The 24,513-nt window shown below is 36.9% G+C and carries 17 protein-coding genes; 7 read left to right on the forward strand and 10 right to left on the reverse strand.

From position 1 onward, the window contains the following. Positions 1-10 precede the first annotated feature (10 nt). Positions 11-382 (reverse strand): winged helix-turn-helix transcriptional regulator, encoded by a 372-nt coding sequence (locus IX38_RS17230; RefSeq protein WP_034707111.1) that lies wholly within the window; start codon positions 380-382, stop codon positions 11-13. Between the two features lie 121 nt (positions 383-503). On the opposite strand from IX38_RS17230, the gene IX38_RS17235 reads away from it, so the two are divergent. After that, on the forward strand, positions 504-1,166 hold the full coding sequence (locus tag IX38_RS17235; protein WP_034707091.1) for an NAD(P)H-dependent oxidoreductase: 663 nt from the start codon (positions 504-506) through the stop codon (positions 1,164-1,166). 111 nt (positions 1,167-1,277) lie between these two features. Here IX38_RS17235 and IX38_RS17240 read toward each other — a convergent pair whose 3' ends face one another. Next, positions 1,278-2,240, reverse strand: coding sequence for a beta-1,6-N-acetylglucosaminyltransferase (locus tag IX38_RS17240; protein ID WP_228377989.1), 963 nt, complete (start codon positions 2,238-2,240; stop codon positions 1,278-1,280). A 400-nt stretch (positions 2,241-2,640) separates the two neighbouring features. Between IX38_RS17240 and IX38_RS17245 the strand changes: the two genes are divergently transcribed. Both IX38_RS17245 and IX38_RS17250 read left to right on the forward strand, forming a co-directional pair. Then, the gene (locus tag IX38_RS17245; protein ID WP_034707092.1) at positions 2,641-2,982 is read left to right on the forward strand and encodes a nuclear transport factor 2 family protein; all 342 of its coding nucleotides are present in this window, start codon (positions 2,641-2,643) and stop codon (positions 2,980-2,982) included. Between the two features lie 73 nt (positions 2,983-3,055). Further along, the gene (locus IX38_RS17250) at positions 3,056-4,186 is read left to right on the forward strand and encodes a serine hydrolase domain-containing protein (RefSeq protein ID WP_131368701.1); all 1,131 of its coding nucleotides are present in this window, start codon (positions 3,056-3,058) and stop codon (positions 4,184-4,186) included. 273 nt (positions 4,187-4,459) lie between these two features. Here the strand turns inward: IX38_RS17250 and IX38_RS17255 are convergent, their stop codons facing one another. The 7 genes from IX38_RS17255 to IX38_RS17285 form a co-directional block, all read right to left on the reverse strand. After that, positions 4,460-5,194, reverse strand: coding sequence for a hypothetical protein (locus IX38_RS17255; protein ID WP_034707094.1), 735 nt, complete (start codon positions 5,192-5,194; stop codon positions 4,460-4,462). A 131-nt stretch (positions 5,195-5,325) separates the two neighbouring features. Next, on the reverse strand, positions 5,326-5,592 hold the full coding sequence (locus tag IX38_RS17260; protein WP_131368702.1) for a hypothetical protein: 267 nt from the start codon (positions 5,590-5,592) through the stop codon (positions 5,326-5,328). A 107-nt stretch (positions 5,593-5,699) separates the two neighbouring features. Continuing rightward, positions 5,700-6,218 carry a hypothetical protein gene (locus IX38_RS17265; protein WP_165570748.1) on the reverse strand — a complete coding sequence of 173 codons (519 nt, stop codon included), beginning with the start codon at positions 6,216-6,218 and terminating at the stop codon, positions 5,700-5,702. Positions 6,219-6,448: 230 nt separating this feature from the next. After that, a complete protein-coding gene (locus IX38_RS22080; RefSeq protein WP_051884845.1) occupies positions 6,449-8,290 on the reverse strand; it encodes a T9SS type A sorting domain-containing protein in 1,842 nt (613 codons plus the stop codon). 19 nt (positions 8,291-8,309) lie between these two features. Then, positions 8,310-9,485: a hypothetical protein gene (locus IX38_RS17275; RefSeq protein WP_034707097.1), complete on the reverse strand. Its 1,176-nt coding sequence runs from the start codon at positions 9,483-9,485 to the stop codon at positions 8,310-8,312. Positions 9,486-9,778: 293 nt separating this feature from the next. Continuing rightward, positions 9,779-10,528: a LytR/AlgR family response regulator transcription factor gene (locus IX38_RS17280; RefSeq protein ID WP_034707098.1), complete on the reverse strand. Its 750-nt coding sequence runs from the start codon at positions 10,526-10,528 to the stop codon at positions 9,779-9,781. Between the two features lie 6 nt (positions 10,529-10,534). Continuing rightward, complete coding sequence (locus tag IX38_RS17285; protein ID WP_034707099.1) at positions 10,535-12,487, reverse strand: tetratricopeptide repeat-containing sensor histidine kinase; 1,953 nt, start codon at positions 12,485-12,487, stop codon at positions 10,535-10,537. A 359-nt stretch (positions 12,488-12,846) separates the two neighbouring features. Between IX38_RS17285 and IX38_RS17290 the strand changes: the two genes are divergently transcribed. Then, the gene (locus IX38_RS17290; RefSeq protein WP_034707100.1) at positions 12,847-14,640 is read left to right on the forward strand and encodes a metallophosphoesterase family protein; all 1,794 of its coding nucleotides are present in this window, start codon (positions 12,847-12,849) and stop codon (positions 14,638-14,640) included. Positions 14,641-14,814: 174 nt separating this feature from the next. Here the strand turns inward: IX38_RS17290 and IX38_RS17295 are convergent, their stop codons facing one another. Continuing rightward, positions 14,815-15,882, reverse strand: coding sequence for a phosphatidylinositol-specific phospholipase C1-like protein (locus IX38_RS17295; RefSeq protein WP_034707102.1), 1,068 nt, complete (start codon positions 15,880-15,882; stop codon positions 14,815-14,817). A 329-nt stretch (positions 15,883-16,211) separates the two neighbouring features. Between IX38_RS17295 and IX38_RS17300 the strand changes: the two genes are divergently transcribed. The 3 genes from IX38_RS17300 (at position 16,212) to IX38_RS17310 (ending at position 23,704) form a co-directional block, all read left to right on the forward strand. Continuing rightward, entirely contained in the window at positions 16,212-19,256 is a 3,045-nt protein-coding gene (locus tag IX38_RS17300) for a SusC/RagA family TonB-linked outer membrane protein (RefSeq protein WP_034707117.1), read from the forward strand. Between the two features lie 18 nt (positions 19,257-19,274). Continuing rightward, positions 19,275-21,038, forward strand: a complete 1,764-nt coding sequence (locus tag IX38_RS17305; protein ID WP_034707106.1) for a RagB/SusD family nutrient uptake outer membrane protein — start codon at positions 19,275-19,277, stop codon at positions 21,036-21,038. A 263-nt stretch (positions 21,039-21,301) separates the two neighbouring features. Continuing rightward, entirely contained in the window at positions 21,302-23,704 is a 2,403-nt protein-coding gene (locus IX38_RS17310) for a hypothetical protein (RefSeq protein ID WP_034707107.1), read from the forward strand. Positions 23,705-24,513: the final 809 nt, after the last annotated feature.

Below are 24,513 nucleotides of genomic sequence, written 5' to 3' on the forward strand. Positions count from 1 at the left end.
TTAGCTTTTGCTATATGGTCATAAATTCACCTCTTTCGATCACCGTTTGATTGCCCCAGGCTGTAATTGATTCCAAAACAGGAACAAAACTCTTCCCAAAATCGGTTAAGCTGTACACTACTTTTACAGGCGGCTTTTTGCCGTAAACTTTCCTTGATACCAGTCCGTCCTTTTCTAATTGCTTCAACTGCAAACTTAAGGTCATTTCCGTGACGGACGGGATTTCCTTACACAGTTCGCTATATCTTTTCGGCTCATCTTTTAAATGGTAAAGAATAACCGCTTTCCATTTTCCGCCAACCAAATCCATTGTAAGGCTTACCGTACAAGGGTAAGACTTCCCTTTCAGTTTCACATAATCACCAAGACATTCTGTTTTCATTCCACTCCTTGTTTTAGGCCTATCCATTTGGATAGTTATTGCAAATATAAATTACTAAAATTAGTTTTGCAACTATAATTATGATAGTTCATATTAAACACATTCAAAACAAATAAAGACAATGAAAATTTTAATTGTAATCGCACATCCTGAACCGAAAAGTTTTAATGCTGCCATGTATCAGCAAGCAATAGAAACACTTGAAGAAAATGGCCACGAAGTAAAAACATCGGACCTATACCGAATGAATTTCAATCCTGTTTCTGACAGAGAAAATTTCACGACTGTAAAAAACACAGCTTATTTCAGCCAACAAGCGGAAGAACATTTTGCTTCTGAAAACAATGGCTTTACAAATGACATACTTGCAGAACAGGATAAAGTACTTTGGTGTGATCTGATGATCTGGCAATTTCCACTTTGGTGGTTTTCTGTTCCTGCCCTATTGAAAGGCTGGGTAGATAAGGTTTTTGCGATGGGAAAGTTTTATGATAACGGCCAAATGTATGAAACCGGCCTGCTCAAAGGTAAGAAGGCCCTCTTATCCATAACAACAGGTGGTCCGGAGAAGAATTACGTCACAGAAAAATATGGCAGCATTAATCAAATTTTACATCCTATTCAAACAGGCATTCTTGAATTTGTCGGTTTCTCTGTGCTGCCGGCTGAAATAAATTTTTCTATTGAACGCATTACAGAGGAAGAAAGGAAAGAGATTTTAGAAAGATGGAGCAACCGTCTGAAAAATATTTTCACTGAACCTGCCATAACAGCCTATAAATAGTAAAGGTAATCAGGGAATATAAAAAATCATAGTGTACAGCATCAAATTTCATTGTACTATTTGATGCTGTACACTATGGTCTTGTATAAGCGTTTTTCGGAGAAAGATGTCCTAATTCAAATGATTAAAACTTTTGGAAATATCCTTGATGTCTGTTATTTTTACTGCCGTTTTGAAAGACTCATCATACTGCTTTTTAATATGTCCGATTATTTCACCATCCACATTATCATCAAACTTGCGGGCAAAAAGATGATCCCCTTTCTGAAGAAATGCCAGATCTGATATTGTAAAGGTTTTGGGACGCAGTTTGATATCACCGTCAGGAATCCAGATGATGGCTCTTTTGTCATCATTAACAAGCGTGCCATTAAAAGATGTATTCATTAAAACGGTCTGAAAAAAGGATTCATCAGCAATCAGGGTATTTAAATAGTAGTCCTCAAATTTTTTCACTTCAGCACTGTTGATCATGAATTCACAACAATTCCTGGTCAGGATCAACCATTGCCCGCCGATATAAGGAATCACGTCTTTCATAAACGCTCTTTTATGGGTCCTGTCTGAGATCTTGTTTCCAATTTCTTCAAAATAGTTTTCAATCCTATTCATAGTCTCAGGCCTGCTTTCTTCCTGATTGGCGATCTTAATATAGTTTCTGCCATAATTTTCAGACAAAAATGACTTGATCACATTCTGTGATTTTAATGGAAAATCCTGTCCGCTCAGATTGATAAAATAATCCCATTTTGCATCCATCTCCAGCAGGTATTTCATTCCATCCAATTCAGCCTGCACCATACTATAGCCTCCCCATACCACGTTTTCGCTGTCAAGAATATGCACATTAGGATATAATTTCAGGAAGCCTCTCACCTCTTCACCAATTTCCCGGCTTGCTTTTTTGTCAATATGGATGAGATAAAAGTTGGCAGATTCATAGATCGCATTGAAAAGCCTTTTAAACTGATCCGGTAAACGATGTACCAGGATCAGATAGGCAATACTAATCGATTCCGGAGATCGTACACCCATGCTATGTCCATTACTTTCGCTCAGATAAACATTTTTCATTTTATATTATTTAAAAATTATAAATGTTTACAACTTATTTCATAAAGTATTAATCCACATTTTTATAAATATACGAAAAATAAAACACTTTTATTGTAAATTATAAAACTTAGATTACTGCTTAACTACTGCATCTGTTTTTAAGACCGCCAGTTTATTACCCGCAACAATGCAAACAAAGGGATACCGAAACGGTTTGAATATTTATTGAAAGGCTATTTTTTTATCTGACATCCCTCACTTGCCTTCTGTAGCTTTTTTCACCGACAAATAAAGGACAGGAACAACTCCAAATGAATCCAGAAGCTTGAATTGACAATCAAGTAGGCATTTATCGAATCCGTTTAAGCATACGGCATAAGCTTTGAATGACAACACCAACACACCATTTACTAAAGTTATGAATAATAAAATAATATTGGAAAATGCCAATAAGGCTATTACCAAGGGAGACCACGAAACATTTTTAAGCTATCTAACTGATGATATTATATGGACTTTTGTCGGAGAACAGGTCATATCCGGCAAGGATCAGGTACGCCGTTATATAAATGACACCTACAGGCAACCTCCAAAATTCGATGTAGAGACCCTCATTGAAGAAGGAAACTATGTGACGGCAGTTGGCAGGATAGCACTGATGAATAAGAATGATGAATGGATAGAATACAACTACTGCGACATCTGGCGGTTTGAAGATGCAAAAATGGCAGAATTAAAAGCTTTTGTCATCAAAATATAATTTTCTCAATCTAATCTGTACCATTTACTATCTGATACAACTCAGATGGGATATCAGAACTATCTTAAACAATATGAATAAAAAGTGGGCATTTTTTATCACAGGGACTTCAGCCATTATTTCATTGATTTATCTTTCAGGATATGGCTATATTTTTAAAGCGATTGGTATTAATTTAAAAAAGGGATCGCTGACTCCTTCTACCGATGACGGAGAAAAATTCCCGTTCCATCCCGTTCCAAATCAGTACCCAAGACCTTTTGAAAAAGACAACAGTTACAATTCAAATAAACTCTCAGAAAGCCTTCTTGAAGACCTGAAGAAAACGAGGGCATCCTCCCTTATCGTTATCCGGGATAGCAAACTAGTGTATGAACAATATTGGAAAGATCACAATTCCAGATCCCTTCTCAATTCTTTTTCGATCGCAAAAGGCATACTTTCTATGTTAGTAGGCTGCGCCATTGATGATGGTTACCTGCATTCCGAAGACCAATTGGTTCATACCCTACTCCCAAAGTATAAAAACAGCAGGTATGGAAAGTTCCTCACCATTCGCCATCTGATGACTATGCAGGCTGGTTTGGACTGGAAAGAAGAATACCGCCATCCTTTTGCATCCAACTCCAAGCAATACTTTGTGGAAGATCTTGCCGAGCAGGCTCTCGAAGTAGATATAAAAGAAATGCCCGGAGAAAGATATGAATACCAAAGTGTTTCTGCCCAGTTGTTAGGAATGGTTTTGAAAAAAGCAACAGGAAAAGATTTGGCGACCTATCTTTCAGAAAAAATATGGAAGCCTTTGGGAATGGAATCCCCGGCAAACTGGAGTACCGATGAGAAAGGGCTTGAAAAAGCATTCTGCTGCATTCACGCAACAGCGAGGGATTTTGCAAAGATCGGCCAGCTAATCATGCAGGATGGCAATTGGAACGGCCAACAGATCATCAGTGAAGCCTATTGCAAAAGAATGCTTACACCTACAAAAGAAAATGACGCCTTCTGTTATACGATCTGGGCAGACGATGACTACGATATAAAGCACCGGTTCTTCTATGGCTTCCTTGGTCAGTTCATTATTATGATTCCTGAGAAAAAGATGGTCATTGTAAAGACTGGTTTTTATAACCGATTAGAAGTAGATAAAAAGTTAAGACCCTGTCAGGTGAGGTTATTAATAGAAGAGCTAACTCAACTGGTATAGTATTCCCAAAAGATAAAACAGGTATGCAAATTGAATTTTAGACAAGTGTAATATTCTTACGGAAAAAGCTTACCAGAAAAAACATTCTGACATCTTAAAAAATGACACTTAGACTGAAAATAAAATCAGTATGAACGAATAACGAACATACTGATTATTGTAAACATTGATAGCGAAGCCACATGATGTGGAGAATTATATATTTCTAAGCTTTCTAAAAGGAATCTGAAATACTTTTTTAACAGTTTTGCTCCCTTTTACAAATTTTATAAATTAGTTGTCTGCCACTTCAATGCCTGTTATTTTTCCACCCTCCCAATATGTGGTTACTTTAGATTTCAGCTTCAAAATATCTGTAATAGTGAAAACGTATTTTTTACCATCTTCTGTAAAGTAAGAAAGTTCTGCTTTCATACTCATACGGTTAATAGGATATTCACCTTCCTGTTTTGCAATATCCAAAACATTTTTCCCGTTTTGAACGTAGGGGGCAAAACCTTGTAATAATCCGATTTCTTTTTCTTCAGAATAGGCATCAATTATATGCTGTACCTCTTCAGGAATAGAAAATTTACTTTTTGTTAAAGCCGGCTTCAGAACGGTATACTGTGTTTCAGAAGGGGTAGTAATCACAATTTTGTCGATGCTCGTATTTTCATCTACAAGATAATAAGCATCGTTGAATCCTGAATCTACATCATGGCCATAATAGGGAAGATCTTCTGATTTTAGCTCCTGCTCTTTGCTGAAGGCTTTTAGAAAAATCATTTCATTCTTTGGGTTTTTCACTTCCAGATAGATGTATTTTTTTCCTTTGGGTGCTATCTGTATCATTTCATCTTTAGCAGCACGCAGAACTTTTCCTTCCTCCAGTTTTACAATGGTGACAGGGTTCTGTTCTATTTTGAATTCTTTACCAATTTCTACATTTGCATCATCTTTTCCACAAGATGTGAAAAGGAGCACAAGCGAAAGAAACGGGATTAAAATAATTGACTGTTTTCTCATAGTTTAAAGATTTTGAATTAAGATTATTCTTTTTTTGGTTATTAAAAATTAAGCTGCAATACTATATAATAAGAATTTTGTGCTTCTTTTAACCCAGATGATTTCAAGACTTTTCATAGTTTTATAGTAATTTAAAAATGTCCTGTTGCTATATAAAACATAAGCCATCCCAGGCAGCCGATGGCCAATCTCCAGATCAATTTTTTTAATAAACCGTTTGAGAGTGCTTTTCCTGTTTCGAGATGTTCGTCTGTTCTCTCATTTGCTGTTCCTACCTTCTTTGAAATCTTAGTTCCTGCCACAGCACTTAGTGATAATATATAAAGAACTGCCACCCAGGCTGCATTAGCAAAGCCTAAAAACATGAGGATCATGCCTATTATTGATAAAGTATCCATCTTTTTCTGGTTTAATTTTGTTTTTCTTCGAAAATTCCAAGCTCATTGCATTGGAATTCCGAAATTATTATTTGATTCTAAAAATAAGTAATGACGATTGAGTTTAATTAAATGCAATCTGAGCTTCTTTCGGGTATAAATTTGTAACTCATAAAAGCACAGACTGAGGATATAGTCAGAGCGACCAATGCGATTAAAGCTATAGTTTTAGGATTTTCGCCGGAGTATTTGCCTGCTTCAATGTAAGGAGCACACAGCCATACTCCAAGTGCTAAAAAAATTACTGCAATGCTCAGCTTTGTTACCACTTGTTTTTTCATCAATGCTGCCACCACCATCACAAAAGCCAGAACCGCTAATAGGATTCCTAATTTCCCTGCATATTCTACCTTCCATCTCGGAGGTGTTTTTTCAATAAGCTGTAAGCTTTCCTGAACCTGGGGATCATCTATCTTTGTAACGTCTATACCCTGCTTCTTTAATTCATCAATTTGTTTTTGTGCATTATCCACAAGAATATAAGCCTGATCTGTTTTTTGGGAATCTCCGTCAGTCCCCATTCTATTCTCTATTATTTTAAATTGAAATACAGATAATACCCCGCCGACTACAAAGGCTAAAATCATAAAAATTAAAGTTAATACTCTCATAAATTGTTGTTTTAATTTGAAATATGGTTAATAATTAATGAAATGCCTTAAGCATTTTTCAAAAATAGAATAAAAGTTCTGCTTTGATTCAGTAAATGAATATCCGTAGGGAATTACAGGAAATCCGTTTCACTTTTTGATACAAAAGAAAAATCCCAAATTCCATTAGATGAAATTCAGGATTGAAATTTGAAGATTTATTTATTTTACTTTTTAATCACTTTTAATGTTTTTATCTCGCTGCCAGAATTTACTTTTACCAGATAAACTCCGGAAGACAGGCTGGAAAGATCAATAGTTGTTTTGTTGGCATTGATAGCTTTAGTTAATACCTGCTGCCCAACCATATTATAAATCGTTACCGAACTAATATTTTTATCAAACGAAATAGTCAGGTTGTCATGTACCGGATTTGGATAGACTTTTAGATGATCCGCTATTGTTGAAATTTCATCAGTTGATAAATTGCTTACCGGGCAGGCAAGAGCAGTAAATATGTTTTTCTGAACAGTAGTACCGTCCCCTATCTGCCCTGAATCGTTATTTCCGGCTGCTTTCAAAATGTCATTATTATTGATGATCAAAGTATGAAGCGCTCCGGCAGAAACCATCTTATAGTCGTTGTCATTTCCTACAGAAATCCAGTTGGAAGTATTCGTCGTATTATTACCAAACTGGCCAAAATTATTGTCACCGCAAGTAAAAATATTTCCATACGTTGTTATTCCTACCGTATGATACCACCCTGCATCAATGCTTTGAACCTGATCAAATACCGCAGCAGGTGTAGATCTGTTGGTATTCGTTCCGTCGCCTAACTGTCCTTCCCCGTTAGCTCCCCAGGTGTAAAGTGATCCATTGGCATTTTTTGCTACTGAATGGTTATATCCTGCAGAAACGTTTGTCCAGCCTGTAGCTGTTCCGATTTGTACAGGTATAGCCTTACTTACAGTTGTACCGTCACCCAGCTGTCCGTAATTATTTAAGCCCCACGCCCAAAGTGTACCGTTGGTTCTTATTCCCAGAGAGAAACTATTGCCACCCGTTACACTTTGCCAATTTGTTGATGTTCCTATCTGTGTAGGGACAGTTTTATTGACGGTTGTACCGTCTCCCAATTGTCCGTTTCCGTTATTTCCCCAACCCCAAAGTGTTCCGTTGGCTTTTATGGCGAATGTATGCTCTACTCCGCTGGCAATATCCGTCCAATCGGCAGCTGTTCCTATTTGTGTAGGTACATTTCTGTCAACAGTGGTTCCGTTTCCTAACTGGCCGACCGAATTATAGCCCCAGGCCCACAGTGTTCCATTGGCTTTTAATCCAATTGTGTACTGAGCACCTGTAACAATTTTTTTCCAGTTTGTTGCTGTTCCTATTTGTGTAGGTACAATTCTGGCGGTATTTGTTCCATCACCTAATTGTCCTTCATCATTAGCACCCCAGGCCCAAAGCGTTCCATCTGTTTTAATTCCTAAAGAATGGGTATTACCTGCACTAATGCTTTTCCAGCAAACTGAAGGTGTGGTAGTCTGCACATCAATAACATTTCTAAAAACAGGGCCCCAAACACCCGTGTTATCTTTGATGCGGATATTAAATACGTGAAGCCCCGCAGACGGTAAAGCAATCCCTGTTCTGGTAAGCTGCTCGTAGGTACCGTTAAAATTTCCGTCGGCAGCCAATACGGGAGTACCGTTTCCTGTCCCCGGATCGGTATCCCAAAAATACTCAGCCAGTGCAATAGCCATTATGGTAGATGGCAGAGTTTGCTGAACGTTAATAATGTTCGTGAAAACCGGTCCCCAAACGCCGGTGTTATCTTTGATACGGATACATAATTTATGCAACCCATTTCCCGGGGTGGCCACTCCTGTTTTCGTCAATTGTTCAAAAGTGCTGCTGAAACTACCATCTGTAGCCGATACCGGAGTTCCGTTTCCTGCTCCCGGATCGGTATCCCAAAAATATTCAGCCTGGCTTACGAACATTTGTGCCGAACACCATGTTACCATAAGCAAAGCGATGATACTGTAGATATATTTTTTCATTTTGTTGTACGATTAAGGATTATTTAGAAAAACCTGATCCGCTGATATCCAAAGTACCGCTGCTAATCGTTCTTGGAGTTAATAAATAGTTCACCTGTGGCTTTCCTCCACTGTCTGCAGGCCAATAGTTTGCCCAGCTGTTCGAACCACCATAGTGACCGGCATCGTTTCTGGTTAAATCCAGATCGGTATAGCTTACAGCAGGATTTCCTGCATTTGCATTCATACCGCTTATGGTATATTCTGTATTGTTGAAGTTCATATTCACTGATCCTGAATTGTTGCTTTGAATCATAGCACCTTCTGTTACAAAAGCATTGGTAAATAAGTTGTAAGTAGCTGTAACAGTAGCATTATTATTATTTTTAATGCAAACATCGGTTGCACCTGCCACAAAAGAAGCCGCATTGTTCATGATGGCGATATTTCCGGTGTTTCCATTATTTAAATTGATGTGAAATGGTCCCAAATCACCTGGATTAGGGTTGTAAACGGTATTGTTAATAATTTCGTTGGCGCTGCCTGTTTTAATCGCATAAACAAAAAAACCTGCGCAGAAATTATTATAAAATTTAAAATTATAGTTTGACTGATTGTTTGATATCCCAAAATCAGATTTATTTCCATAAAGCTCTATATCAGATGTAGCAGGGCTGGTGTCTGTCGTAGGAGAATAGACGTTAATATACTGTGCTTTATTAGACGTAGCTCTTCCGTGAGAAAGAGTAATTGTTCCCAAAACCGTACATCCGGAAATATTGGTGGTTGTATTGGCTTGGTTGGTATTGACATTATTCAAATAACAATTATAAAGATTAATTGTTGTTCTTCCTCCTGTTGTCGCTCCACTTGTCACTACATTGTAGGTTGTAAAATTTCCTGAACTCAGACTGCTGATGGTTACCACTCTTCCTGCTGCCGGATTGATGGTAATGGTCCCCTGAATAAAATATCTGTTATAATTGGTTTCAGAGACGAAAGTCAGTGATTTGTTGATGGTCAGGTTTTCTACGTAAGCCGTCCCGTTTGTTTTGGGTTGAATAATTATCCGGTCTCCGTTTGAGGCTGCTGCGATAGCTGCACTTACGGTAGAGTAAGCCCCGCCTGCGCCGGCATTTCTAACATACAGATCGGCTGCAAAAGCCGTCGTGCTGAATAAACCTGTCAAGACAACGATAAGTAGTTTTTTTGTCATAATAGTGTAAAAATTTGAATGGTTTAGTATTAAATGTAATAGTTTGATTTAAATAATGTGCCTGATCATAAATAGCAGTAACCCTTGTATTTTCCGGATACAAACGTTTTGTAATTGCTAAAATCAGTCTATAATCCGATAAGTAATGCCTGGATTTTCACCTGATATTTTAATGAATTACAATACAATAATAAATGAAAAAAAAATGACGAGCTCAGCCAATAAATTAGCGTAGCTTTTTTGAGTATTAACGTCCAGAATTGGAATACTTCCGTATTGGTATACATCAAAGATTAAAGGGAATCCAGCAATACCATAAACTCTTCTTTTTTACGGACGGAAAGCGGAATGGCAGTCTTGTTTTTCATAACGATTGTATTTCCGCCCTCTGATTTGATGTAATAATCAAAATAAGAAAGGTTGATCAAATGCGATTTATGGGTTCGGAAAAAGTTATAGGGCGATAATAAGGTTTCATATTCCTTCAGGTTGGTAGAAACTACCAGCTTAGGTTCATTGATGAAATAAAACGTAGTGTAGTTTTTATCTGATTCACAATTTACAATATCCTGAATATTAACAGAATATATCTTATCGGCAGTTTTAAGCACCAGTTTTTGAAGATTCTTCGGGCGTTCGAGATTGGCGAATAAATTACTGAGCTTCATATCAAAAATTTCTTTACTCAGTGATTCTTCTGCTTTTTTTACAGCTTCACGCAACTCATTTGAGTCTAATGGTTTTAGAAGATAATCAATGGCTGAAAAACGGAAGGCTTTTATTGCAAAATCTTCATAACCCGTGATAAAGATTACTTTAAATGTAATTGGGTTTAACTGCTGAAGTAAGTCAAAACCAGTACCATCCGGCATTTCAATATCCAGAAAAACAATGTCGGGTGATAACTGTTTGATTATTTTTATCCCGGATTCCACCGAATCGGCCTGTCCGGTTATCATTATATTGGGGCAATTGGCTTTAATCAAAGTACAGTTTTTTTTCCTGATTTCCTGATTATCATCAATGACTACAGCTCTTAACATGGTTGATTAATTTTCGCAAATATAAGGTATTTCAAAAATAATTTTCGCCCCTTTCACCTTCTTTTCTGAATCTAATTTGTTTTCAGATATGATTTCAAAGTCTTTATTCCGGGTATAATTCAGCAATCTTTCTCGGGTGATTTTCATCGCCATAGATTTATGATCAGGTTGCTTATTTTCATCATTGAAGCCTACCCCGTTATCAATTACTTCAAAGAATAGTTTTTCCTGGTGTAATGAAAAAACAATCTTAATCATTCCTTTTTCAATCTTATTTCTAATTCCGTGTTTAATGGCATTTTCTATAAAGGGCTGCGCCAGCATCGGAGGTATAAAAATAGATTCTGTATCGGAGATATTTTCAATATTGATGCTGAAATCGAACTTATCATCGTAAAGAAGCTGTTGTATTGACAAATAATTTTTAATCATGTCAATTTCTTCTTCCAGCGAAATATAATTCTCACTGGAGTTTTCCAGGATTTGTCTTGTTAATTTGGAAAAACTGTCTAAATAAGATATTGCAACGGTGTCTTTTTGATTGATAATAAGGCTTTGAATATTGTCTATCGAATTAAAGATAAAATGCGGATTCATCTGAGAGAGCAAAAGCTTTTGTTTTATCCTGTCTTTTTCAAGAAGCGTAATTTCCTGCTTCTGTTTATTGTTCCGGTAATAAAAATATCCTCCAAGCAATGCTGACAGTAATGCTCCGGAAAGCGCAATCAGCCAGTTGTTTTTAACGGCTGTTTTCCTTTCGGCATGTAACTCCAGATTGAGCTGCTTCTTTTCAAAATCGTATCTGAGCTGCTGCTGTGCCAGTGCATTTTTAGAAGCTTCAATATCACTGGAATCATTTAATTTCGCCTGAAATTCATATACTTCTAAAGCTTTTTTAAAGTTCCCGTTTTCTTTACTTACTTTTAATAACAAACCTGCGGCTTTTTCCTGAAGCTGCAGATTATTGATTTTTTTACTCAGTGAAAACCCGTCAGACAAATAGGATTCTGATTGGGCATATTCTTTTTTCCGATACAATAAATCACCTAAATTGATGTAAGTATTTGCGGTCGACAATTCATCTTCATCTATTGTAAGAGCTTCTTTTAACAGAGATCCGGCTTCCTGAAATTTACCTTCTTCCATCTTCACCTGCGCAATTTTACCCAGGCTTACACTGGTATAGATATTATTTTGGGTTTTCTTAAAATAAGCAAGTGCCTTATTAAAATAATTGATGGCTTCGTCATACTTTTTTATAGCCAGATAGGAAGTTCCGCAATTGATCAATGCTTCGCTTAATCGATATTCATCTTCCCCGACCAGCTTTTTTTTAGAATTAAAATAATCAATTGTTTTTCTGAAATATGAAATCGCTTTTTCATGCATATTCTGATCCGCATACAATGTTGCAATTGTAGAATTGATATAAATAATTTCCTGCCGATTTTCATCGGGACTTTTCTCAAAATATTTTAATGCGGAGAACAGACATTGTATGGCTTTCTCTTTATCATTGATCTGAGAGTAAAAAATCCCTTTGTTAATTACCACAAAATTCATTTCATCATACGCCTTGACGGATCTAAACAATGAAATACTTTTATCTATAGAAGACATCGCCTTAACTACATCTCTTTTCAATTTATAATGTTCAGCCAAATTGGAATAATAAGCAGCCAGATATTTTGTGTATTTTGTATGTAAATCTTCCTGCTTTGCTGTTTTTAGATTTTTAACAGCTATCTTACCCATCATATCGTTCAGTATCTGAAACCTGCTGTCTTCTGAGGATGTCTGATCTATTAAATTTCCTATATTCAACAACTTTGTTGTATCATGTATTTTTGAGTTTTGCAATGCTTTTTTCAAAGAATCAATCGTTTTATCCTGAGCAGGAAACGTTGAAAAAACAAAAAAAAGAAGTGCGAGTACGGTTATTAGTTTAATTTTAGACATACAGTAAAAGAAGAATTGTATTTTGGAGGCAAAAATAAGTATTTCAGATTTCTCATTTACACATTGTACTTTTTTTCTTAAAATTTATTATATTTTAAAAGAGAAAGGCTTTTTTCATTTATTTAATTTTTAGTGATATTTATTCTAATCATATTTCCACGAGGGTGATTTTTTCAAAATAATATTTATGAACTAATAAAGACAGAACTCAAATCCCGGATACTATAATAGAAGGGGTATGAACCCCGATTAAATCACGATATTTCAAATTCCGGCTGAAAAATATTCTTCTTCACAATTAATTAAAATTAGCGTAAAACAATTCACAGGAGAATCCCCTACTTTCGTGTTATTTTAAAATGAACAAAGGAATATTCTCACTTATACTTTTTGCCTTTTCTTTTTTATCGGCTCAGGAAAAGACCGTGCAGATAGCATTTCTTTCAGATGTGCATCTTCAGGATTTGTACGGAAGCTTTTCGGATAACGATTTTAAAGGAATTATCAATCCCAAAACAGGAAAAGCAACCATTCTGCGAACAATGGATTCTCAACTGCACTCAACAAGGGTTTTTAATGAGAATTATTTTGCCTTTATAAAAGCCCTGGACGATATTGTGGCAAAAGGAATTAAAATTGTGGCCATGCCCGGAGATTTTTCGGATGACGGACAAGCCTACAACCTGCGTGGGTTGCGTACAATTCTTGATCAATACCATCAGCAATATGGAATTGATTTTTACTTAACCACAGGGAACCACGATCCGGTCGGTCCGTTTAGGCAGGAGGCAGGCAAAGATGATTTCTTAGGACAGGATGGGAATCCACTAGGAATTTACAGCAATGGAAATCAGGGAAAAACAACACAAAAGATCATCACAAAAGATATTGCAGAATCAGGATATTTGGATATTTTGGATGAATTAAAAGATTTCGGCTTTTATCCAAAAGAAAAAGATCTGTTTTGGAGCTCACCTTTTGATCAGGATTCTTATAAAAACTATTCTTACCAGAAAGCTTTTCAAAACTCAACGTATTCCAGGAGGATGTATGAAGTTGCAAAAGGTTTTTCTGTACCTGACTTAAGTTATGTAGTCGAACCTGTAAAAGGTATCTGGGTGATGGCCATAGATGGGAATACCTACATTCCTAAAAACATCAATGGAAATCCTGATGATCCCTCTAACTACAATGGTGCTAGTATTGGATATAATAACGTGCTGGCAAATAAACAGCATTTGATCAAGTGGGTAAAAAGAATAGCAGATGAAGCGAAACTTAACGGTAAAACATTGATTGCATTTACCCATTATCCAATGATCGATTTTAATGACGGAGCAACACAGGAAATCAAAAATCTTTTAGGCGAAAAGAAATGGCAACTAGAACGTGTTCCTGATGAAGAAGTGGCAAAGACCTTTTCAGATGCAGGCTTGCAGATTCATTTTGCGGGACACATGCATATCAATGATACAGGAATCAGAAAGATTGATGGTAAAATGCTCGTTAATATTCAGGTTCCCTCATTGGCGGCCTATCTGCCGGGTTATAAAATTCTCACCATTCATTCTTCAGAAAAAATGGAGGTAGAAACAGAAGTTTTAAATAATGTTCCTCATTTTGATGATCTTTTCCCTTTATATGAAAAGGAATACAAAACACTGAGCCAGAATAAACGCCATCAACTTTGGAATAAAGATATACTAAAAACAAAATCATATCATGATTTTATGCTCTTTCATTTAAAAGAATTGGTCCGCTTAAGAATGATTCCTAATGACTGGCCCAAAGAATTTGTTGAAAAAGCTAAATTCTTAAATGGAGAAGATTTGCTTTTACAGGCACAAAATCCAGGTTCTGAAATAACACCAAAAGGAATTAACACAAAATCATTCAAAAAATGGAAGTTTGACGACCTGTTATTTGATCTTTATAAATTTCAATCTGCGGATAAACTGGCCAAAAAAGACATCCAAAAAGAAAGATTATATCAATATCAGGTACTGGAAAAACTGTATGAAGCGAATACCTCCCAGGATCCTTTTGTCAAACAGTTAAAATCCGTGTTCAGAATTCTTTCTTTACTTTCAAACGGAGACCCGGCAGATCATTTCGAAATAGATTTGAAAAGGCAGCTGATAAAAAAATTGTAATTTCTGTCGTTATTTTCCTCCAGATCTCACAGATTTCCACAGAGGATTGTGTTTGCTTATGAAAATACATATGATATTGGTGTTGAATAAAGCAGCAAGCAAAAATAGAAGAACAGAAAAGACCATCAAAAATCTGACAGCCTTTTCCTTATTAATCTAATCGTAAAAAATGTTCTATTTTCCTGTTACAGGATTTTTCCTTTCATAAGTGTTATTATCGAAGCTGATTTTATAGTTTGATTTAAAGAGTTTACTGGGAAGATAATAATCTGTGGTAATAATCTGCACACCACTTTCTTTCGCCTTATCAAACCTTGAATAATCTTCATTCCTGGCTTCTGTTGTGTCGGCATCGGCTCTGGTGCGGATGATATAACCCTGTTTTACAAGATCATTAATCTCAGGACCTGGATCATTCATCAATAATACAGCAGACTCCGGCGTTCCCGGTGAAGAATTGGTAAAAATCATTCTTCCTTTTAATGAAGGATGATCTTTCATATAAAGATCCCTGTTCGCACCATTGTTATCCAATACAAAGAGAAATTTCCCTTTCACATCCTTTACTTTTGGCCAGTTCTTTTTAAGGACAGCTTCATTCAGCGTTTTACAAGAACCTCTGATTTCATCCGGGGTAATAATTTTATTTTTACCCAAATATTTTTTCAATTCATTATCCAGATCATCAAAAAGTTTAGCCGTATAATGTTCCGGTTCTGTCCCGAATCTATTCGCTTCTCCATCTTTAGGTTCCAGTGTGATGAATACAGGATCGTGATCAGGATGAGCATCAGACCATTTTTTCAGATCTTTCAGGCAATCTTCCAATGTATAGTACCAGGTCTGATAATCAATATCTGTAATATGAATCATTTTGTAACCGGGCTTCTTCATTTTTCCTTCAGGATCGAAGGGCTGCGTTGTTTTAACAAGGTCTAAAATCTTCGGATGAGCATATTTCCCTCCTTTACTGTCCGCATACACGTCAATTTCAAGATTGCGGAGGCCAAGATCCAGCTGTTCAGGGATTGGAATATGTTCATACTGAATTCTGGGTAGAAAATTCATAGAATCTTTCTCGGATAAATAGCTGTAAACCTCCGGAAGGATCGCTTTCTTATAACTATTATGAGAACCGATTACCTGAATTTCATTAATCTTTAAATCATTCAGGTTCTGAGACTGTGACCAGAACAGGTTAAATGAAGATACATACAGAACTATAAAAGCGGTCTTTTTCATTTCGACAATTTTTGTAATGGCGAAATTAATGACTCTTCGTTTCTGACGATTTATATATTATGTTAAGTGTTTTTTAAGATTGTGTAAATGAGAAAAAACACGTTTTTGTAAACAATTGATAATGAATACGTTTTTATTTTCTCTTTTTGAGATATTTATGTTTTATTGATTTTAAGATAATATTATGTTAAAGTAATTTCGTGGTATATCATTTTACTTTGTATGCCGAAAATGAAACGGAGATCAAGTTAAAAAAAACCACTGTTGCGGGAACAACAGCGGCTTTTACCAAGCAAAGCACGTTTACTACAATTACTTTACTTAATGATATGTACCACAAAATTAATTTTTTTAAATTTAAAAAGCTAATTCCGATAGCATTGATCTTTTTGGTGTCCAATCACGCCAATGCAGAAGGATTTACCACGAATCACCCTGCTTTTTCGCAGGTGAATGAAACCATTTCCGGTGTAGTGCTGGATCAGGAAGGATCGGCCATTGAAGGCGCTCAAATCTCTGTTATAGAAACAGGGGCTACGGCGATTTCGGATGCTTCAGGAAATTTCTCTATTTCCGCTTCCATAGGACAAACGTTATCTGTTTCCTATAATGGATACGAAGTACAAAAACTGAAGATTACCTCTTCTTCAGTTTCCGTTAAACTACAATCTGCAAAAGCAGCAACTTCTATCGAGGAAGTTACTTTAGTAGGTTATGGATCTCAGAAAAAATCAGATTTAACGGGAGCTGTAAGTCAACTGAAAGCGGAAAACTTCAAAGAAGGAATGAATATTTCTGTGGATAATCTGATGCAGGGGAAAATTGCCGGTGTCCGTATCGTTCAGTCGAGCGGTGAACCGGGAGCGGGAGTGAATGTTTCCATCAGGGGAATCGGTTCCATCAGAAGCGGAAGTACACCTTTGTTCGTTGTAGACGGCGTTCCTCTGAGTAACGATGCGGTAAGTGCAACAAGCCCGAATGTAGGGTTGGGAAATGCTCAGGCGAAAAATCCGTTAAACTTTTTGAATACATCGGATATTGAATCCATCACTGTACTGAAAGATGCTTCTGCAGCAGCCATTTATGGAGCAAGAGGTTCAAACGGTGTTGTTTTGGTAACCACAAAAAGAGGGAGAAAAGGAGAGCCGATGTTCACGTATGACACCTATCTGGGTTTCTCTTCCGTGATCAAAAAATTAGATTTATTGACTGCTGACGAATACAGGGTTGCAGGAATCAATAAGTTGTATGACCACGGTGGAAATACAGATTGGCAGGATGAAATCTACAGAAATGCAGTTTCATCAAACCATTCGGTTTCATTTTCAAAAGCGACAGATACAGGAAATTATTTTGCATCACTTTCCCATATGGATCAGGATGGTATCGTGCTGAACAGTGGTTTCAAAAGGACAACTGCCCGTTTGAATGCAGAAGAGTCTTTCTTCGATAACAAAAGATTAAAAGTTAGAGTAAATCTTACGGCAAGTGATATTAAAGAAACCGGAATTCCGAACGGAGCCAATGCAGGTTCTGATGGTCAGGTGATTATCCATGCGTTGATGGCAAATCCTACCCGTTCTGTATATGATGAAAACGGAAATTATACGAATTTCAACATGAATGCCCATTACAATCCATTGTATTTATTGAGTGTTTATAATGATAAAACCAATACATTCAGAGTATTGGGGAGCACAGAAGCCACATTGAGAATCTTACCGGGATTAAATTATAAATTCAATTTAGGTATCGACAAAGCAATGTCTGAAAGAAATACAACCATGTTTCCTAACCTTACAGACAGAAGTAAGACAGGACTGTATGTTCAGGCAAATCTTGATTCTTATAATGTGCTTCTGGAACATTATTTAACCTATGATTTTAGTTTAAATAAACATAATTTCAGCTTATTGGGAGGTTTCTCTTATCAGAAATTCAAATCTTCGGGAACCTATTTTGGACTGGAAAATATTGCCGCACAAGGAGCCGGAATTTCACCGGATATTAATCCCGGCTATTCCGGTAAGCCTATCGTTCCCGGAGCGGGATATGCTCAGGAAAATGAGCTGCAGTCTTATTTCGGAAGGGTAAATTATAATTTTGATAAGAAATATTTGTTAACCGCTTCATTAAGAGCCGATGGTTCTACACGTTTTGGAAACAACAACAAATACGGATATTTCCCGTCAGTAGCAGTGGGCTGGACAATTTCAAACGAAAATTTCCTGAAAGATTCCCAAATTGTTAACGAATTAAAACTGAGAGGAAGCTGGGGACAAACCGGTAACCAGGAAGTTCCGAACAAGATTACCCAGGATAGCTATTCATTGTCTCAGGATGCAGGATATTATTTATATGAAAATTTAAACCTGGTCAACGGAGTTAAGATATTAAGAACACTGAACCCTGATCTAAAGTGGGAAGTGGTGGAGCAGACCAATATAGGGGCAGATTTCAGCTTATGGAAAAACAAACTCTACGGATCATTGGAATATTACAACAAAACGACAAAAGATCCAATCCTGAATATTCCTTCAAGAGTATTGAGCCCTACAAGTACAGTTTGGAAAAACGTTGATGCCCAGATTGTGAATAAAGGTTTTGAATTCTCCTTAGGTTCAGAAATTATTAAAAATGAGAATTTCACATGGAATTTTGACGTTAATGGGGCAACGGTAAATAATGTGATCAAAAATCTTCCTGTTTCAGCCATTTATTCAGGTGAAGTTTCAGGCCCGGGACTTTCCGGAGTTACGGCTAATATCTATAAAAACGGCTATGAAGCGGGATCTTTCTATATGCTGAATTATTTGGGAGTGGATGCCAATGGAAAATACATGTATGAAGATGTAGACGGTGACGGAATAATCGGTCCGAAAGACAGAAAGATTTTTGAAGGAGCGATTCCGAATTTCACTTTCGGGATCAATTCTTACATGAAGTATAAAAAGTTTGATTTTGCATTCTCACTGATTGGCCAGACAGGAGGGTATTTATTGAATAATACGGCATTGGATTTAAATATCAACAACTTAGCTTCAGACAGGAATGTTTTGAAAAACTTCAGCGATTCGGGAGCCAATTTCACAAACCAGCCGCAGCTATCTTCTTTATATCTTGAAAAATCAGACTTCATCCGTCTGAACAACGTAAGATTAGGATATACTTTCGACATCAATCAACTGAAATTTTTGAAAAGCATCAATCTTTATGTGAGTGCACAGAATGTATTGACAATTACCAGCTATACAGGTTACGATCCGCTTGTTGACACCAACAAACAGGTGGGAGGAAACCAGTCTTTGGGAATTGACTATACAACGTATCCATCTGCGAAGACTTTCATCCTGGGAGCAACCGTTAAATTTTAAATTAAGTTAAAAGAAATCATGAAATCTAATTTTTTTCCTATTAATAAAATCATTTTATCCGTTTTTGCACTGGCTTTAATTGGGTGTACAGATCTGGATGAAAAAGTAGTCGATGAGGTTTTGGGTTCCGAAAACCTGGCAGATCCCGAAAGTGCAATTGCCGCAGCTTACGGACAGCTCGGTGACGGAACTTTTGTAGACCATGGAAGTGTTTTCGCATTACAGGAATATTCTACGGATGAAGCCCTGCTGGCAACAAGAGGAAGTGACTGGGGAGATGGTGGAAAATGGAGAGCCATGCACGAATTTACCTGGGACGCCAACAATGATGTCGTAAAAACGACCTGGGACCAGCTGAATTTCGGAATTACAAAATCTTTAACAGCAATCAGAAGTATTGACAAAAGCAGTGTAAGCAATAAAGCTTTATTCTTAGCGGAAGCGAAAGGGTTACTGGCTTACTATACCTACACCACTTTGGATTTATTCGGACAGGCTCCCTACAGGGATCCAAGCAATATCAATGCTCCGATTGAAATCAGAAAAGCAGATACTTCTATTGATGGGCTGATTACTGAAGTAGAAGCTCTTATTCCTAATCTGGCTGATATCAAGACTCAGAATACTCATGCCGGGAGATTCACAAAACAGGCTGCTTATGCTTTATTGGCAGACATGTATCTGAACAGAGCGGTTCTTAAAAATAAGACAGCAAGTACGTTTAACTTTACAGAACAGGCTGTGAATGGCGGAGGAACAGATATGGATAAAGTGATTCAGTATTCTAATTTACTGATCAACGGAGGGCTTTTCAGTTTAGAATCAAATTATTTCCACAATTTTGACATCAATAATGACACGAGTAAGGAAATGATCTTCACAGTGGTTCAGAAGAAAAACTCGACCAGAAATGCGGATAACGACCTGGCCTATATGTCAATGGAAAGAATACAGAAACCTTCGCCTGACAACAGAGGAACAAACGCATCCTGCATCACTCCCGAATTCTATTTTTCATGGAACGGGAATCATGACGATCCCCGTTTTCAAAGAAACTATCAGTACAGTGACGGAACATGGTTCAGAAACGACGGAACAGATGTAAGTGTACCTTCAACAAGTAAGGTAGAAGGAACTGGAAAACCGTGGTTCCATTTCAACAGAGGTCTGCAGGTTGGTCAGCAGTATGGTCCTAAAATTCTTGCGGACGGAAACTTCGATATGACAGCAGACGGAAGAATTAAAGTATACAAGTTATTTACGGAGAAAAATACAACACTTCCGGCAGATTTCACACCGGAATTAAACTTCGATAATCCTTCAGAAGCCGTATTTACGCAGGCTCAGATCAACAGAGGGGTAAGAAACTTTAAGTTTGAATTCGATCCGGGTTACGGAAACAACGGAACAAGCGGAATGGACGTGCCCTTATACAGATTAGGAACAATCTATATGATGAGAGCGGAAGCCTATTTCAGAAGTGGGAATATCGGGGCTGCGCTGGCTGATGTTAATATTCTGAGAACAAGCAGAACCCGTGAGGCTTTATACAATAATGCTTCCGGAGTTGCTATTGCTTCTTTGGATGCTAATACACTATTTAAAGAATCCGGATATGAATTGTATTGGGAAATGTATAGAAGAAAAGCGATGATTAGATTCGGAAAGTTTGATCTTCCGGGAACAGCTAAACCGGCTTCTCAACCTTACAGAAGAATTTTTCCGATTCCTCAGGCAACGCTTGATGCATCGAAAGAACTTTCACAAAACCCAGGATATTAAATCATTTTATATCCAATTGATTGGTACAAAAAACGGCTGTCTCAAAAGAGGCAGCCGTTTTTTACGTCCATAAAAAATCTGTATACCAAACTTTTACAATCCGGTCATTCATCATTTGACTTTTTAACCCGGACCTGTTTATATTTATCACTTTCTTATTAACAATTTTTCTTAGTTCAGAAATTATTTCCGGGAGATATTATCCATTTTCGAAGCCTATAAATGATTACATTAGCACTGAATTAAAATGCGCTAAGATTTCTATGAAAAATATATGCTGTGTATTGCTTATTTCAATGGTACAACCTGTACTGGCACAAACTAAATTAGATAAAGCACTTACCACTCTTGAGAATAATTACGAGCAGGAGAAAGTATACTTACTGACCGATAAATCACAATATGCAGCCGGTGACAAAATGTGGTTTAAAAGTTTTGTATTTGATGGATATAACCGTTCTGCATTATCTACTACCCTATTTGTTGAACTGTACAATTCCGATAAAAAATTAATAGACTGGAAAACGATACTTCTGACCAACGGTGAAGGAAGCGGGGATTTTCAGCTGAAAGAAAACCTTCCTGAACAAATTTATTTTGTAAGAGCTTATACTCCTTACATGACCAATTTTAACGAAGATTTCCAGATCGTTAAAACGATTCCGGTGTACAATCCTGCCTCCGCCGAATCATTGGTAGTTTCCAAAAGTTCTGACTGGTCTGCAAAAGCCTTTCCGGAAGGCGGAACTTTCATCAGCGGGATGCCCTCGAAATTGGCTGTAAGATTATCCAGCAATACTGCCCTGCCGGAAAACTGGACCGGAAAAGTGATAGATACACAAAAACCCAATGTACCTATCACTACATTTAAATCTTTTGATAAAAATGTGGCATCTTTTAAAATAACTCCTGCATCAGGAAAAAAATACCAGGTTATCATTCAGGATAATACAGGGAAAAGCAAGACAATAGATCTTCCACAGGTTGCAGACAGCGGTCTCAGTTTAGAAGTTTACAGCTCCAAAGAAGGGATTAAATACACCTTAAAAGGCGCCAACCTAAAAGAGCAGCTTAAAAATTATAAAATTATAGGAACCATCAATAACCACCTTGCTTACAAAGCCAATATCAACACTTTAACCAATGAGGCTACCAGTCTTATTCCTACAAAAATCAGCAATGGAGCTAATGCTATTCTGCAATTAGCCATTTTTGACGAGCAGGACAACCTTGTTGCAAAAAGACTCTGCTTTATAAAACCCGGACAATTAAAGATTGAGAAAGCAGAAATTGTAGGCCAGAGCATAAAGCCAACCCCAAGATCTTTCAACAGCATTGATCTTTCCCCGGAGTCCTATTTCAAAAATTATACTGTTTTGGTAAGTGAGGATAACGGCACCCCCAATCCGGAAGAAGAAAATATCCTGAGCGGGCTTTGGTTAACGGGAGATTTTACGGCAAAAATAGACAGCCCGGCGCAATACTTTTCTCCAAATGCCAATACTGAAGCTTTGGACGCGCTCCTTATTTCTGAAAACTGGCAGAGATTTGACTGGAATTCCGTACTTAGCGGATCTGTACCCACCATTAAAACCAATTCCCAACAATACCTGTCCTACAAGGTAAAACCTATTAAAAACGGCTCCATGCTGATCAACACCAATGTGAATTTAGTCTTGAAATTAGGTAAAAGCCAGCCTGTCATTAATCAGTTTAAAACGGATCAAAACGGATATGCTTATTTAAACAATCTTAACTATGATGAACCTATCGAGGTTTCATTATTTGTGAATTCAGAAGATAATAAAGAATCTAATGCCGATAATTTATTCGTTACCGTAGAACCATTAGTCACTCCCATATCATTTAAAGGCAATTTCCCCGGTACAAAATATACATTAGTAAAAGCCGGTGAAAATAAAACCCTTTCTCCAAGCATTTCCAGAGCCATCAATACTCAGAAAAACATTAAAAAAACGGAGAGTGCGGATATACAAATTGAAGAAGTAAAAATAGTAGCAAAAAAGCAAGATCCAAAAGAAGAATTGGACAAACAATTGTCCACCGGAATGTTTAGTTCTATCAATTCCACTGTATTTGATTTCGTAAATGAAGACCAACATATTGCCGGGTCAAACAATATACTGGACTGGCTACAGGGAAGAGCTGCCGGCCTGACATTTCAAAGAAACAATTCAGGGATCAGCATACCTTATATTCGCGGCCAGCAGGCTAAGCTGTATTTAGATGAAATCTCTACTGATGCTTCAATGATTGCCACCCTTCCCGTAAGCAATATTGCTATGGTGAAAATCATTAAAGGAGCAGGATTAATAGGTGATGCGGTAGCCATCTATACGATGAAGGGCAATATGAAATCCAAAAGCAATGAAAAAGAAACCCAGAAGACCAACTCATCCGTCATAAAAGGATATGATCAGCCTTCCGAATTTCCTATCGAAATGCTGGATAATGATGATCCTGCAAAGAAAATTGAAAATGATACCCGGGAAACTCTTTACTGGAACCCTAATTTATTTGACAGCGATTATGTTCCTCCCAGAATTAAATTTTTTAATAATGACAGCGCAAAACAATATAAAGTATTGATCATAAGCTTTGATGAAGACGACAATCTTCTGTATGATCAACAAATCTTTAAATAATATATTACCCGTTGTGCATTTTGCAAAATTTTGGTATTAGATTCGTCGGTTCGAGTGTTTTTTCGTAACAAAGTGGAGAAAAAATGTATCGAGAAAAGATTTATCTTCAAAATTACCAACTTCTCCATCCTATTTTTTTTTCAAAAGTCTACTCGAAGTGACGAAAATAAATCAAAATGCACAACGGGTAATATATTTTTCTGTATTAAAAAGCCTTTCAGGAAAACTGAAAGGCTTTTTCGGTTTAAAAGACAGAGAACGCACTGACTTTATTTTTTTAACGCAAAGTTTTTATAAGAAGCCTTTTAATTTTAAGGAAAGCAAAAGGTTGCGGTTTCACAGCTGATTAAGCTGAATGATAAAACGCACGCTTCATCAAACCAATCAAGGATTGATTCCTTCTTTGCATCCTAAAAAATTATGCATTATTACATTAAACCTTTGCGTTAAAGAACTCTTCTATTCGGATGAACTTAATTTTTTTTGAGAGCGGAGAAAGTTTTTTTAAACGCAAAGTTTTTATAAGAAGCCTTTTAATTTTTAAGGAAAGCAAAGGGTGTGGATTCTCCGCTGATTAAGCTGCCGGTAAAATGCTCGCTTCATCAAATCAATCAAGGATTGATTATTTCTTTGCCTCCTAAAATTATGCATTATTACATTAAACCTTTGCGTTAAAGAACTCTTCTATTCGGATGAACTTAATTTTTTTTGAGAGCGGAGAAAGTTTTTTTAAACGCAAAGTTTTTATAAGAAGCCTTTTAATTTTAAGGAAAGCAAAGGATGGCGGATTCTCCGCTGATTAAGCCGCC

The organism is Chryseobacterium luteum, assembly GCF_000737785.1.
GTDB lineage: Bacteria > Bacteroidota > Bacteroidia > Flavobacteriales > Weeksellaceae > Chryseobacterium > Chryseobacterium luteum.

What these genes read in the sequence shown, in the direction of transcription:
- IX38_RS17285 (WP_034707099.1), bottom strand. Translation starts at nt 12,487, where the DNA reads ATGTCTAAAATTAAACTAATAACCGTACTCGCACTTCTTTTTTTTGTT.
- IX38_RS17305 (WP_034707106.1), top strand. Translation starts at nt 19,275, where the DNA reads ATGAAATCTAATTTTTTTCCTATTAATAAAATCATTTTATCCGTTTTT.
- IX38_RS17300 (WP_034707117.1), top strand. Translation starts at nt 16,212, where the DNA reads ATGTACCACAAAATTAATTTTTTTAAATTTAAAAAGCTAATTCCGATA.
- IX38_RS17235 (WP_034707091.1), top strand. Translation starts at nt 504, where the DNA reads ATGAAAATTTTAATTGTAATCGCACATCCTGAACCGAAAAGTTTTAAT.
- IX38_RS17260 (WP_131368702.1), bottom strand. Translation starts at nt 5,592, where the DNA reads ATGGATACTTTATCAATAATAGGCATGATCCTCATGTTTTTAGGCTTT.
- IX38_RS17245 (WP_034707092.1), top strand. Translation starts at nt 2,641, where the DNA reads ATGAATAATAAAATAATATTGGAAAATGCCAATAAGGCTATTACCAAG.
- IX38_RS17255 (WP_034707094.1), bottom strand. Translation starts at nt 5,194, where the DNA reads ATGAGAAAACAGTCAATTATTTTAATCCCGTTTCTTTCGCTTGTGCTC.
- IX38_RS17230 (WP_034707111.1), bottom strand. Translation starts at nt 382, where the DNA reads ATGAAAACAGAATGTCTTGGTGATTATGTGAAACTGAAAGGGAAGTCT.
- IX38_RS17275 (WP_034707097.1), bottom strand. Translation starts at nt 9,485, where the DNA reads ATGACAAAAAAACTACTTATCGTTGTCTTGACAGGTTTATTCAGCACG.
- IX38_RS17240 (WP_228377989.1), bottom strand. Translation starts at nt 2,240, where the DNA reads ATGAAAAATGTTTATCTGAGCGAAAGTAATGGACATAGCATGGGTGTA.
- IX38_RS17310 (WP_034707107.1), top strand. Translation starts at nt 21,302, where the DNA reads ATGAAAAATATATGCTGTGTATTGCTTATTTCAATGGTACAACCTGTA.
- IX38_RS17250 (WP_131368701.1), top strand. Translation starts at nt 3,056, where the DNA reads ATGAATAAAAAGTGGGCATTTTTTATCACAGGGACTTCAGCCATTATT.
- IX38_RS17295 (WP_034707102.1), bottom strand. Translation starts at nt 15,882, where the DNA reads ATGAAAAAGACCGCTTTTATAGTTCTGTATGTATCTTCATTTAACCTG.
- IX38_RS17265 (WP_165570748.1), bottom strand. Translation starts at nt 6,218, where the DNA reads ATGATTTTAGCCTTTGTAGTCGGCGGGGTATTATCTGTATTTCAATTT.
- IX38_RS22080 (WP_051884845.1), bottom strand. Translation starts at nt 8,290, where the DNA reads ATGAAAAAATATATCTACAGTATCATCGCTTTGCTTATGGTAACATGG.
- IX38_RS17280 (WP_034707098.1), bottom strand. Translation starts at nt 10,528, where the DNA reads ATGTTAAGAGCTGTAGTCATTGATGATAATCAGGAAATCAGGAAAAAA.
- IX38_RS17290 (WP_034707100.1), top strand. Translation starts at nt 12,847, where the DNA reads ATGAACAAAGGAATATTCTCACTTATACTTTTTGCCTTTTCTTTTTTA.